Annotated in this window: 13 protein-coding genes; all 13 read left to right on the top strand. The window is 48.1% G+C overall.

From position 1 onward, the window contains the following. Positions 1-3 precede the first annotated feature (3 nt). From MTO69_RS10730 to MTO69_RS10670, 13 genes are read left to right on the top strand one after another with little or no spacing between them, the layout of a single operon-like run. Positions 4-525, top strand: a complete 522-nt coding sequence (locus MTO69_RS10730) for a prepilin peptidase (protein WP_248329110.1) — start codon at positions 4-6, stop codon at positions 523-525. A gap of 24 nt (positions 526-549) precedes the next feature. Then, positions 550-1,896, top strand: a complete 1,347-nt coding sequence (locus tag MTO69_RS10725) for an AAA family ATPase (RefSeq protein ID WP_248329108.1) — start codon at positions 550-552, stop codon at positions 1,894-1,896. Beyond that, a complete protein-coding gene (gene cpaB / locus MTO69_RS10720; RefSeq protein ID WP_248329106.1) occupies positions 1,893-2,639 on the top strand; it encodes a Flp pilus assembly protein CpaB in 747 nt (248 codons plus the stop codon). Before MTO69_RS10725 ends, cpaB begins: the two co-directional genes overlap by 4 nt. Before the next feature lie 8 nt (positions 2,640-2,647). Next, positions 2,648-4,114, top strand: coding sequence for a type II and III secretion system protein family protein (locus MTO69_RS10715; RefSeq protein WP_248329104.1), 1,467 nt, complete (start codon positions 2,648-2,650; stop codon positions 4,112-4,114). A gap of 8 nt (positions 4,115-4,122) precedes the next feature. Further along, positions 4,123-4,389 carry a hypothetical protein gene (locus tag MTO69_RS10710; protein WP_248329102.1) on the top strand — a complete coding sequence of 89 codons (267 nt, stop codon included), beginning with the start codon at positions 4,123-4,125 and terminating at the stop codon, positions 4,387-4,389. Between the two features lie 16 nt (positions 4,390-4,405). Further along, entirely contained in the window at positions 4,406-5,650 is a 1,245-nt protein-coding gene (locus MTO69_RS10705) for a pilus assembly protein TadG-related protein (protein WP_248329100.1), read from the top strand. Beyond that, the gene (locus MTO69_RS10700) at positions 5,650-6,105 is read left to right on the top strand and encodes a TadE/TadG family type IV pilus assembly protein (protein ID WP_248329098.1); all 456 of its coding nucleotides are present in this window, start codon (positions 5,650-5,652) and stop codon (positions 6,103-6,105) included. The genes MTO69_RS10705 and MTO69_RS10700 overlap by 1 nt, the downstream gene beginning before the upstream one ends. Next, complete coding sequence (locus MTO69_RS10695; RefSeq protein ID WP_248329096.1) at positions 6,102-6,584, top strand: TadE/TadG family type IV pilus assembly protein; 483 nt, start codon at positions 6,102-6,104, stop codon at positions 6,582-6,584. The genes MTO69_RS10700 and MTO69_RS10695 overlap by 4 nt, the downstream gene beginning before the upstream one ends. Before the next feature lie 9 nt (positions 6,585-6,593). Further along, complete coding sequence (locus tag MTO69_RS10690) at positions 6,594-7,817, top strand: AAA family ATPase (protein ID WP_248329094.1); 1,224 nt, start codon at positions 6,594-6,596, stop codon at positions 7,815-7,817. A gap of 30 nt (positions 7,818-7,847) precedes the next feature. Continuing rightward, positions 7,848-9,323 carry a CpaF family protein gene (locus MTO69_RS10685; protein WP_248329092.1) on the top strand — a complete coding sequence of 492 codons (1,476 nt, stop codon included), beginning with the start codon at positions 7,848-7,850 and terminating at the stop codon, positions 9,321-9,323. 9 nt (positions 9,324-9,332) lie between these two features. Beyond that, the gene (locus MTO69_RS10680; protein ID WP_248329090.1) at positions 9,333-10,301 is read left to right on the top strand and encodes a type II secretion system F family protein; all 969 of its coding nucleotides are present in this window, start codon (positions 9,333-9,335) and stop codon (positions 10,299-10,301) included. 2 nt (positions 10,302-10,303) lie between these two features. Continuing rightward, positions 10,304-11,248 carry a type II secretion system F family protein gene (locus MTO69_RS10675; protein ID WP_248329088.1) on the top strand — a complete coding sequence of 315 codons (945 nt, stop codon included), beginning with the start codon at positions 10,304-10,306 and terminating at the stop codon, positions 11,246-11,248. Positions 11,249-11,258: 10 nt separating this feature from the next. After that, positions 11,259-12,263 carry a tetratricopeptide repeat protein gene (locus MTO69_RS10670; protein ID WP_248329086.1) on the top strand — a complete coding sequence of 335 codons (1,005 nt, stop codon included), beginning with the start codon at positions 11,259-11,261 and terminating at the stop codon, positions 12,261-12,263. Positions 12,264-12,292 lie beyond the last annotated feature (29 nt).

Raw genomic sequence — 12,292 nt, 5'->3', positions numbered from 1 at the left:
GTCGTGTTGATTGTCAATTATCTAATCTGGTTAGGCTTTGTCTCGATTGCTGTCAGTGACGCGAGAGAACACCGTATTCCTAACACGTATTTGTTAATCGTACTTACTCTTTGTTTGCTTCATATTTTTTTACAGCCGGATGTTTGGTCATCGCTGGTCACTGCTTTCGCAGGAGGGGCGGTACTATTTTTCGCTTCTTTGGTTTTGCATCTGGTGAGAGTCATGGCGCCCGGTGATGTCAAATTACTTGGTGTGGTCGGGTTTTGGCTCGGATGGGGTAACTTAATGGCAGCGTCGGCATGGATTGCTTGTGCGAGCGTGGTGGTAGGACTGTTTTACGCCGCTTTGAATCGGATAAGGACAGGGGCGTCAATCAAAGACTTGATAACAAAATATTCGCTTCTCGCTGCTTATGGTAGCCAAACTAACGCTATAGTGGCAGGGAAGGGGGCACTTGAACACAAGCTACGTATGCCTTTTGCGCCAGTGGTGGTGATTGGATTGGCGCTTTTCTACTACTTCTAAGCCAACAGATGACAAGGAGTCATTATGGTTGAGTCGACAGCTCCGATTAAGCATAGGGTGGAGTTAACGCCGCAAGCCGACGCGCCTCCAGTGCCTACTTCGTTTGATGCTTTGGGCATCCCCAAAGCGGTTTTGGAAAACCTGCTAATTAAGCATCTCGCTGCCTACCCCAAGTCTGACATCTTGCAACTAACCAAATTGATGTGCATTAACAGCCACATGATTGAAGAGATGTTAGGCGATTTAAGAGCCAAATCTTTGGTTGAGGTGTTCCAAGCGCAAAGTGCTGGTTTTCAAACGTCCAGTTCAGGCCATGTCCGTTACGGATTGTCCGAACAAGGAATGCAGGAGGCGGATGTCGCCTTTGCCAAAGATGCCTACTTAGGTCCAGCGCCCGTCTCCCTAGAAGCCTACGATACTATGGTTAAAGCACAAGATGTGCGCGCGCAAATGGTTAATCGTCAAGATGTTACTCATGCGTTGAGTGAGGTCCTCGGTGCAGAAAGAATGATTTCAAGCTTAGGCCCTGCGATTAACTCGGGTAGAGCCTTGTTGCTGTATGGTGATGCGGGTACGGGTAAAACGTTTGTCGCGACACGTATCCTCAACTCGCTCAATACATCCGTCTACATCCCCTATGCGGTCTACGCGGCAGGGAACATCATTAAAGTTTTCTCTCCCCAGCACCACAAACGCGTGACCAGCTCGGAAATCCAATCCATCGCATTTAAAGAGCAATTTGACCGCCGTTGGTGCCTATGTGAGCGTCCAAGCATCCAAGTCGGGGGGGAACTGACAATGGATATGCTCGAAGTTAATCACAGTGAACACAATCGAGTGTGGATGGCGCCGCTGCAAATGATGGCCAATAACGGCATCTTTATCATTGACGACTTGGGTCGTCAGACGATGCCCGTCGCGACTTTGCTTAATCGCTGGATCGTGCCGATGGAGTACTTTTACGACTATCTTTCTCTACCCAACGGACAGCAAATCACGATTCCGTTTATCCTTACTCTCGCGTTTTCTACGAACCTGGATCCGGAAAAGATCAGTGATCCTGCATTTTTGCGTCGATTAGGCTACAAAATTCAATTTGGTCCTTTGCTGGAAACGGAGTATCGCCAGCTATGGGACAAGCTCTCTCAAGGTCGTAAGCTACAACTCGCAGAGGGCTGTTTTCCTACCTTGCTCGATCTACATCAGCAGCACAGTGTGGGTTTTTATCCTTGTATTCCCAAAGATTTGGTGGGTATCAGCCGCGATATCATTGTTTTCGAGGAAGCTGAGCCAGTCATCACCTCAGATATCGTCGCCCGAGCTTGGGAAGTCTACTTTACAGCGGACGGTAAAGGGGGAGGTGCTCGATGAGTCGAAGCCAAGTTATCTTATTATTCTTACTTTCTATTGCTTTTGGTTTAGGCGCGGTTTTTTTTGCTAAGCAGTGGATGGATCGGCAACTGACGCCACAGACTGAGGTTGAAGTGGTTGAGCGTGAACCTGTGTTGGTCGCCGCGCAAGAGATACCATCTGGAAGCATTATTGAACAACAACACGTTAGCGCGAAGTTGCTTGAAGTCGCTTGGCGAGATGAAAGCCAATTCTCTGCTGAAGAGGCACTGCTCGGGCAGGTTGCCGCGACGACGATTTATCCGGGAGAGATCATTACCCAGAACCGTCTCGCCAACTCCGGTGAAGGTTCGACGTTGGCTGCGCTGATTCCGGAAGACAAACGAGCGGTCACGATTCGTGTTAATGATGTTATCGGCGTTGCGGGTTTTCTTTTACCCGGAAACCGAGTCGATGTGTTAAATACCATCAGCTATAGCCGGACTTCTGCACGCACCTTAACTGTGCTGAAAAACATTAAAGTGCTAGCGGTCGACCAAACGGCGAGAACGGCCGAAAACAAACCGATTATCGTTCGCGCCGTGACACTCGAAGTCTCACCGAGTGAAGCTGAAAAACTATTGTCAGCGCGCAGTAAGGGAGAGATCCAGCTGACACTACGCAATCCTCATGCGGAAGAAGAAAAAGTCGTCAAACGATACGTTGCTCCAAGTGTCACGATTCTAAAAGGCACAGAGAAGAGCAATATTAGAGTCAAGGATTGAGGTGACCTATGCGCAAGATAATTGTTTTCATTACATTTCTGTTCATCTTTAGCATGAGCTCTCAAGCGGCGACTCAGTCTGGCAAAGTAGTCACGGTGCCGCACCATAAGTCGACCCATGTTACTCTGGCAGGCAAAGCGAAGCGGGTCTCTCTCGGGGATCCCGATGTGCTCGATATCGTGATGCTTAAGTCTGATGAAGTGTTTTTGATTGGTAAGAAGTTGGGCTCGACTAACTTAATGGCATGGGACAGTCGCGGGCGACTGATTGAGTCGATCAATATCGAAGTGACCCACGATCTTAATAGTCTTAAGGCTAAGCTGTATGAGTTTTTGCCCAATGAGTCTATTGAAGTGCATAGCGCGCAAAATCGCTTGATTTTAAGCGGGCAAGTGAGCCATCAGACGGCAATGAATATCGCTCTTCGTGTTGCTGAAACCTACTCGGCAGGTCAAGAAGCAGATAAAGAGAACAAGTCACTCAGTGAGCAAGTACAGAAAACCGGCGTGATTAACTTAATGACGATTGGTGGCGCTCAGCAGGTTATGCTGGAAGTGACCGTCGCCGAAGTGCAGCGCAGTTTGGTGAGAAAGTTCGATGCCAGTTTCCATTTCTTTCAACAAAACGGCAAGTTCGGTTGGGGGGGAACCTCAGGAGGAGGCGTTATTGATGATCTAGTCGGCGGAGGAATTGGGCCGATTTTCACCGCGCCTAGCATTGATAGTACTGGTTTGTTGGGAACCTTTATTGATAGCAATACCTTGTTTACCTTTGCTCTCGACATCGCCAAACAGAACGGTACTGCCAAAGTGTTGGCCGAGCCCAACTTGACCTCTCTCAGTGGTTCGAAAGCTGAGTTCTTAGCCGGGGGGGAATTCCCGATTCCTGTCCCTGATGAAAACGGCATCACCATTGAATATAAAGAGTACGGTGTCGGATTGAAGTTTATTCCTACGGTTTTATCCGATCAAAAAATCAATTTAAACCTTGCCGTGGATGTCAGTGAGATCGCTAATACCTCGTCGCTTACGCTATCCCCGGGGGAAACTAACAGTACCTATGTGATTCCACCTATTACTCGTCGTAGCGCTTCTTCTACCCTTGAGATGGCGGACGGGCAAACCATAGGCATTGCCGGCTTGATGAGTGAAAACGTTCGAGATGTCATTAAAGAGATGCCAGGATTTAGTGATATTCCGATTCTAGGTCAGTTGTTTAATAGCCAAGAGTATATTTCTGGAGAAACAGAGTTGGTGATTTTGGTCACTCCTCGTTTGGCGAAACCGATAGACCGAAGGAAAGTGACGCTCCCAACAGACTTTTACGTTGAACCCAATGATTTTGAGTATTACTTATTAGGACGAGGTGCCTATATTGCACCTGCCAACAAGGCTCAAGCCCCGGGGCAACAGGAACTTGAGTATGTGGATCGCAGTAAAGGCGGTACAGAAGGCACATTTGGACATAGTCTGTAGGGGGAAACATGAAACAAACCAATATTTTAATGATGACGTTGTGCTTGTCTCTACTGCTGGTGGGGTGTGTCAACAATGCCGAAAGCTTTGGTACGCATGTCGCGCAGTTGAGAGCAGAGCAAACGTACAATCCGAGTGCGACCCAAGACAATCTTGGTGTTGTGCCGTCTGGCAGTGGTGAACGAATGGAAGGCGCCTATCAAATTTATACGGGTAAACAAAGCTCTGAGTTGAAAGGCACCGATAGTCAATTCTTAGAGGGGTTCAGTAACTAAACCTCAAGGAGCTACTATGAATCGGATGCAAAGTGGCCGAATGTTACGTCGGCAAAAAGGGTTAGTTTTGGTACTGGTAACAGCTGCCATGTTTGCTCTGATAGGGGTTGCGGCGCTGTCCATCGACGTCAATCATGCCCTGATGAACAAGTCACGACTGCAAAACAGTGCCGATGCGGCGGCATTAGCCGCAGCGGTCGTGATTGACGGTGATGGCTCGACCGTCGATGCCACTGCTGCGGCTAACACCACAGTGACCAATATAGCGAATGCTTCTGGTAATGGTGAGTTGTCCTTTCCCGCTGGTTCGATTTTGGTCCAGTTCACCAACGATCCACAAAGCTTCCCAGCTCCACCGCAAACGCAAACCGCGGGCTTTGATGCCGACCAAGATACCTTTGTAAGAGTGATCATCAGTAATTACCAGTTAGAAAACTACTTTGCTGATTGGCTGGGGATCGACAAAGCGCTGAATGTCTCGGCTGCCGCCGGCCCTAGCCCTAGCGCGCCTGCGGTCAATGTGGTGCCTATGGCGGTATGCCAAGATGAAAGTGCCACAGGGAGTAAAGGTTACGATACTGGCAAACTGTATGCGCTGAAAATTGCCGACTTAGATCAGACTGAAATGGGCGCGGGTAACTATCAGTTACTTGATTTTGGCTCTGGTGCCGATACGGTGCGAACTGCCTTAGCGGGAGGCTTTGAAGGTCGTGTCGGTATTGGCGATACGGTATTGACTAAGCCGGGTAATACGGTGGGTCCGGTAGGCCAAGGTTTAAACACCCGTTTTGGTAACTATGGCGGTGGTGGGTTGTCTGAAACTGATTATCCGACCGATGTTTATGTTAAAGAACCGGTTAAAAAAGCTACGCTGGATAAGGATGGGAATTTAGTTTACGACGACAAGTCAGGAGCGGGCGGGCAAGCTTGGAGCTACACAGACTATCAAGCCGCTATGCCCTGTACCGGTGATAGTGCCTGCCGGATTAACGAAGGGGGCCAGTATGATCGCCGCATTCTAGTGATCCCTATCGTTGATTGCTCAGGTGCGACAGGCGGGACCAACAGTTTCACTGTGACCGCACTGGGCTGTTTCTTTATGTTGCAGCAAGCGCCAACGTCAAACAGCGGCAAAGAAGCGGTGTTTGGTGAGTTTCTTCATGATTGCTCTGCTTACGGGGGGACGCCAGGACAAAACTCTGACTCTGAGGGGCCATACTTGATTGTGCTTTACAAAGATCCGGATCGGAGGGAGTCGTGATGAGTAAGCCTATAAGTTGTAGCGCGCGCGGCAGACAACAAGGCTTAGCCGCGGTAGAGATGCTGATTACCGTGCCGATCTTGGTCGCCATTTTGCTAGCGATCACCGAGTTCGGTCATGCGTTTATTCAGTACAACACCATCAACAAAATGGCGCAAAATGGTGTCAGACATGCCACGGCCGACATTTTGGGCACCGGGAGCACGGTGCCGTGCAATAACGCGACCACGGTGTCTGATACGATTAATGTGGTGCTTTACGGTCGAACCTCGGCCGCGAATGCGACACCAATAATGGAAGGGGTCACCGCAGAAGATGTCACCATGAGCTGTGCGGGCAAGTATGTGACGATCACCGTCAACCACCAATATACGCCCATTATTGATGCTATCTCCTCAAGTACTTCGTTCGATGTGCCACTGATCGCCTCGGCAGTAATGAGGACAGAACCATGAACAAACAACAAGGCGTGACCATCATCGAGTTCACCTTAATTTCGACCGCACTGATGTTGATTATTTTTTCAGTGATTGAAGTGGGGCGATACGTGTATTCGCTGCAGACCATCAACGACGTGACTCGAGTGGCTGCGCGCTTGGCGGCGGTGTGTCGTGTGGAAGATCGCAACGACATTCCAGCACTGGCGATCCCTGATTATGCTCCAGGAGGGCTGACAGCAAACAACATTGTTGTCGATTATTTGGATGCAGACGGAAATGTTGTGACCGGAACTCTGACAGATGACGATGTGTTTTCTACAATTAGATATGTGAGAGCGCGAATCGTGAATTTTAGTTATCAATTCACAGGGTTATTAAGCTTCGTTAACTTAACTGGCGTGTTAATCGTTCCCGATTTTGAAACGATTCGCCCGCGAGAAAATTTAGGCCACCACCGACGCTCAGATGGAACTGAGAGTAGCTCGGATTGCTAGGAGGAAGTAATGGGAGAGGCTGTGCCGATAGCGCCAAGCGGGGATGCCCCGATCAGATTGAAAACCAACCTTACGATTTGGGTATTCTACTCCTCGGATGCGTTTCATCTCCACATTAGCCATGAGCTTTCTAAATGTTTGAGCATCAGCTACGAGATGATCTCCTTTCACGGTTTAGTGGTGGCGAACTTAGCCCACTTTTCTCCACCAGATTTAATTTTCGTTGAGACCGGACCCAATTGGGCGCAAAAAATTGTTGAGCTGCAACACTATGAAGCGCCGGATATTCATCAAGATAACCACGAAGCGTCGTTGATTGTCTTTGGCAATGAAAATGACAATGGCGCGTTGAAAATTGCCCTGCGTATCGGTGCGGCAGATTTTGTCTCTAACACGGCGCAAATTGATGATTTGATTCCATTACTCAAAAACGTCGCAGAGGAAAAAGTCGCCAGCCGCAATTTAGGGGAACTGCTGGTGTTTATGAATACCAAAGGAGGCTCCGGCGCGTCGACGATTGCGCTCAACTCGGCGATAAAAATGGCCAACCAGTTCCCAGAGCAAGTGTTATTGCTCGATCTCGACTTGCAGTTTGGTGTTGTGAATGACTATCTCAGTATCCAACCCACCTACAGTATGACCGATGCGTTAGCGAACGTTTCCGATCTTGATGAAGTCGCGCTGAGTACCTTTGTCACCAAACATAAATCGGGGCTGCATGTACTCTCCTTTAAGCGCGAAAATAGCCACGAAAACTATGAGAAGGCCAAGCATCTCAACAAACTGTTGCCGCTACTAAGAGAACACTACCCCTATGTCATTGTCGACCTCTCTCGTGGTTTAGATCGCTTGTTTGCTCCGGTTTTAGCCCCTGCAACTAAGATTTTTTTAATCGCCCAGCAAAATCTCGTGGCGATAAAAAATACCACGCAAATGATGAAGTTGCTGTCATTTGAGTTTGGTCTGAACAGAGAACAGATGGAAGTGGTGATCAACCGTTATGAGAAGCGTCAGTCGATTCGATTGAAAGATATTCAAGGCACCTTGGGCGATATTCCTGTGCATACAGTACCCAATGAGTTCAAGATTGCACTTGAGAGTGCCAACCTAGGCAAGCCTTTCATTGAGAGCAAGAAAAGCAGTTCCATTGCCAAATCGATTGTCCGATTTGTTCAGTCTTTAACACCTGAGCCTGAAACCAAGAAAAGTTGGTTAAAACGACTATTTTCCTAAAACCAATAATAAGAGGTGAGCAGAGCGAACATGTTTTTCAAACGTAAAAACTTAAACCCTGAGTTGCAAGAGAAGGTGGCAGCTTCCGAGCGTGAGCAACAAGCCTCTTATGACGAAGCGCAAAGCGCAGGCTCAGCCAGTTCTCCATCCGAAGCTCAAGCTAATGCGTTGAAAGAAAGAAAAAAAATGGAGACGGACGCCAAGGATAAAGCGGTCGAAGAAACGCGTAAGCAGCTAACTCACGAGCAAGAAGTGAAACATTACTATCATCAGCGGCTGCTTGAAACCTTAGACCTTGGACTTTTGGCAAGCCTCGAGCCTGAGCGAGCTAAAGCCGATCTTCACGACGCCATCGTGCAGTTAATGGCCGATGATCAAACCCATGCCCTCAGTGCTGAAGGCCGCAAACGGGTGATCCAACAGATAGAAGATGAAGTGTTTGGTTTAGGACCGCTTGAGCCACTACTGCATGACTCGACGGTATCGGACATTTTGGTCAATGGACCTAAACACGTGTTCGTTGAGCGTCGTGGTAAGTTGGAATTGACCCCTTACACCTTCCTAGATGAGCGCCATCTGAGAAATATTATCGACCGAATTGTTAGCCAAGTGGGGCGTCGGATCGATGAGGCATCACCTATGGTCGATGCGCGCCTTGCCGATGGTTCGCGGGTTAACGCGATTATCCCTCCTTTAGCTCTTGATGGCTCATCGGTTTCTATTCGCCGCTTCGCTGTCGAAAAATTGAACATGGACAACCTGTTAGATTTCAACTCACTCTCACCTGAAATGGCAAAGTTTGTTGAAGCGGCGGTGCGAGGTGCACTTAATGTCTTGATCTCTGGTGGTACCGGGTCGGGTAAAACGACCACCTTGAACATCTTCTCTAATTTTATACCTTCTGATGATCGCATCGTCACTATCGAAGACTCGGCAGAGCTGCAACTGCAGCAACCCCATGTAGTGAGATTAGAGACTCGGCCTGCCAACCTCGAGGGAAAAGGGGAGATCACTCAGCGAGACTTAGTAAAAAACTCGTTGCGTATGAGGCCAGATCGTATTGTGCTAGGGGAGGTGCGTGGCGCAGAAGCGGTCGACATGCTAGCGGCAATGAATACCGGTCATGATGGTTCGCTTGCTACCATACACGCCAATACACCACGTGATGCCCTATCCCGGGTTGAGAACATGTTTGCGATGGCAGGTTGGAATATGTCGGCCAAGAATCTACGTTCGCAGATTGCCTCGGCGATTCATCTGGTGGTGCAAATGGAACGTCAAGAGGATGGTAAGCGCAGAATGGTGAGCATCTGTGAAATCAACGGCATGGAAGGTGAGATCATCACCATGTCTGAGCTGTTTCGTTTTCATCGTCAAGGAATGGATGAAGAGGGCAATGTGCTGGGCTATTACACCGCCACAGGGGTTGTTCCGCAATGCCATGATCAATTAGCGAAAAAAGGTATGCCTCTCCCGTTCGACATTTTCAATGAGACCTACTCATAAGGGGGAATTATGCAGCAGGACGCGACGTTATTTTTTGTACTTCTGTTCTTTGCGGTAGTGTTTATTTCGCAAGCTTTGATTCTCCCGGCTGCCGGTAGCAAAGCTAAACATAAAGAGCTGTCGCAACGACTGAAAGAGTCACAAACCAACCTTGACGAAGAAGCGCGCTCATTACTTCATGATCACTACATGAAGAGCCTGACCCCCCTTGACCGTCGTTTAGTTAAATTCGAGGTTTTTTCCTCTCTCAAAAAGCTGATTGAACTGTCGGGATATGATTGGAGCTTAAGTCAAACCCTAACCGTTACCTTGATTTCATCACTGCTACTGTTTTTTGCCGCGATAATCTTAGGTCAGCCACTTTATGTGGGGATTGTGGCTGCGGTCGGTATTTGGTTTGTTCTCTATTTCTGGCTCAACAAAAAAATTTCCGATCGCCTTGCTGCGTTTGAAGAGCAGTTGCCAGAGGCGCTCGATATTATGCGCCGGATGCTGCAAGCAGGCCAGCCTGTCACTCAGGCGTTTAATGAAGTCGGTTCTGAGATGCCTGCGCCGATTGGCGTTGAGTTTAAAAACACCTTTAACCTGTTGAACTATGGTTACGATATGCGCCTTGCGATTATGCAAATGGCCGAGCGCACGCCGACCGTGTCGATGTTGGCCTTCTCTAGTGCTGTGTTACTGCAAAAAGAAACTGGCGGTAACTTATCGGAGAACTTAGAAAAAGTCTCTCGTGTGTTACGGGCGCGATTTAAGCTGCAACGCAAAATCAAAACTTTGTCGGCGGAGAGCCGCTTATCGGCATGGATTTTAGTATTGTCTCCGTTCTTGTTGTTTGTGTTCTTGACGTTTATTAATCCCGAGTATGTTGAGCCCTTGTATAAAGATCCGCGCGGGATGGACTTAGTCAGCGCAGGTATTGTGAGCCTGTTCATTGGCTCGATGTGGATACGTAAAATCATCAATTTTGAGGTGTAACCATGCAAGACCTCATTGAAATCATTAACGATCTAAAGTTGGATGAGCAAACGGCTTTTCTGGGGCTGATCTTAATCGCTACGGTATTGATCATCTTTACCACTTTCTTATTGCTATTGAGCTCTAAATCGCCGTTAACCTATAAACTGGAAGAGATTCGCAAAAGTAGTGGTGGCGAAAGGCTGAAAAAGAGCAGCCGACTTGATAATACGCTAGAGTCACTCGCTCCGGTGATGCAGCCCTCCAACAGCAAAGAGACCGAATCTATCCGCTCGCAACTGATGCACGCGGGGTACCACGATGCGAATGCACTGACGATTTTCTATGCGTTAAAGGGTGTTACCGCTCTAATAGGATTATCGATAGCGGCAGGTATTTACTTCTTTTTACCAGACTTATCACAGCGAAATTTGCTAATGATGCTGAGTGTCGGTGTTGGGTTGTTTGTGCCCAATTTTGTTTTGAAACTCATGGTAGATAAACGTCAATCCAGAATTCGTGGCGGTGTGCCCGATGCCTTAGATTTGCTGGTGGTGTGTACTGAATCTGGCTTGGGGTTCAGCGCAGCGCTAAGGCGAGTGGCGGATGAGCTGATGATCTCTCATCCTGACTTTGCCGATGAACTGGATACTGTGTGTGCCAAGATAAAAGCAGGCGTAGAGATGTCTGATGCGTTTAATGATTTGGTTGATCGAACTGGGGTAAAAGAGATTGCCGGACTAGTGACCATGTTGTCGCATGCCTCGCGCATCGGCGGAAGCTTGTCGCAAACGCTACGCGAATATACCGAAGACTTTCGCGATAAGCGTAACCAAGAAGTCGAAGAGATTGCTGCTAAAATTCCGACTAAGATGATATTCCCACTGTTGCTGTTTATCTGGCCCTGTTTCTTTATTGTCGCTATCGGCCCATCAATGTTGTCCCTAACTGCAACTTTAGGGAAATAAGGAAAGAATTATGAATGGATTACGTTATTGCTTATTGCTGGTGATGCTCACGACGCTCTTCGCGTGTTCCAGTACTGAGCCAAAACTCGATACTTCTCTTTATGATGGCAAACCGATTGACACCCTCTCTATCGATGAGCCGCCACAAACCGAGCAAGAAGCTATTACACGAGGTGATACCGCACTGAGTCGTGGCAATTTGGACTTAGCCCTGTACGAATATATTCGCTCGTTGGCCTTTGAAAATGGCCAGTTCAGAGATAAGTCCCTGTTTAATATTGGGCGAATTCACCAATCGCGCAATAATGTTGCGTTAGCCGAAAAAGCTTACTTACTCGCCATTGAGGAAAACCCGAACAGTGTTGGTGTGTTAGAGCAGTTGGGTATGTTGTACAGTCGCAATGGCGACTTTGCTCAAGGGAAGAGTTATTTTCTGCGTGCCGTCAATGCCGATCAACTGCGATTGCAACAAGCTGTAACGCTAAGCAACGAGGAGCTCTTTAATGCCGAGTCGGTTGCGCAGCTTAAGGTTGACCAGTACTCGCCTGAGTTTGCTTATATGGGGCTTGGGGTCGTGGCAGATCTTGATAAGCAACATTCGCTGGCCCAAGCGTTTTATAAACATGCGCTGAGTATCGACCCTAACTCGGTGAAAATCTTAACCAATGTCGGCTATTCCTTTTATATGGACGGTGACTATCGCAAAGCGCAACGCTTTATTTTGCAGGCGCTCGACAAAGATCCGAATAACGAGAAAGCGCTTAATAACCTTGCTCTGATTTACTTGGCAAAAGGTGAGGTTAATCGAGCGCTCAATGTGTTTAGCCAGCATATGGACAAGCCAGAAGCCTTAAACAACGTCGGCTACTTCCTCACTTTGCAAGGCAAGCCAGAACAAGCCGTCCCTTACCTTCAACAGGCAATCAGTTCCAAACCGACCTATTACAAAGTCGCCAATGAAAACCTGGAAAAAGCTCTGGCGATGATGCGGGAAACGAGCAATAAAGAGCAATAGTTACTAAAAAAGGAGAGCAGATTCAGCTC

It is taken from the genome of Vibrio sinaloensis (genome assembly GCF_023195835.1).
In the GTDB taxonomy this organism is placed as follows: Bacteria; Pseudomonadota; Gammaproteobacteria; order Enterobacterales; family Vibrionaceae; genus Vibrio; species Vibrio sinaloensis_C.
Note: the sequence above shows the minus strand (reverse complement) of the source record. Positions and strands in the feature narration are given on the sequence as shown.

What these genes read in the sequence shown, in the direction of transcription:
- MTO69_RS10690 (WP_248329094.1), top strand. Translation starts at nt 6,594, where the DNA reads ATGGGAGAGGCTGTGCCGATAGCGCCAAGCGGGGATGCCCCGATCAGA.
- MTO69_RS10675 (WP_248329088.1), top strand. Translation starts at nt 10,304, where the DNA reads ATGCAAGACCTCATTGAAATCATTAACGATCTAAAGTTGGATGAGCAA.
- MTO69_RS10685 (WP_248329092.1), top strand. Translation starts at nt 7,848, where the DNA reads ATGTTTTTCAAACGTAAAAACTTAAACCCTGAGTTGCAAGAGAAGGTG.
- MTO69_RS10700 (WP_248329098.1), top strand. Translation starts at nt 5,650, where the DNA reads ATGAGTAAGCCTATAAGTTGTAGCGCGCGCGGCAGACAACAAGGCTTA.
- MTO69_RS10715 (WP_248329104.1), top strand. Translation starts at nt 2,648, where the DNA reads ATGCGCAAGATAATTGTTTTCATTACATTTCTGTTCATCTTTAGCATG.
- MTO69_RS10680 (WP_248329090.1), top strand. Translation starts at nt 9,333, where the DNA reads ATGCAGCAGGACGCGACGTTATTTTTTGTACTTCTGTTCTTTGCGGTA.
- MTO69_RS10710 (WP_248329102.1), top strand. Translation starts at nt 4,123, where the DNA reads ATGAAACAAACCAATATTTTAATGATGACGTTGTGCTTGTCTCTACTG.
- MTO69_RS10695 (WP_248329096.1), top strand. Translation starts at nt 6,102, where the DNA reads ATGAACAAACAACAAGGCGTGACCATCATCGAGTTCACCTTAATTTCG.
- cpaB (WP_248329106.1), top strand. Translation starts at nt 1,893, where the DNA reads ATGAGTCGAAGCCAAGTTATCTTATTATTCTTACTTTCTATTGCTTTT.
- MTO69_RS10670 (WP_248329086.1), top strand. Translation starts at nt 11,259, where the DNA reads ATGAATGGATTACGTTATTGCTTATTGCTGGTGATGCTCACGACGCTC.
- MTO69_RS10705 (WP_248329100.1), top strand. Translation starts at nt 4,406, where the DNA reads ATGAATCGGATGCAAAGTGGCCGAATGTTACGTCGGCAAAAAGGGTTA.
- MTO69_RS10725 (WP_248329108.1), top strand. Translation starts at nt 550, where the DNA reads ATGGTTGAGTCGACAGCTCCGATTAAGCATAGGGTGGAGTTAACGCCG.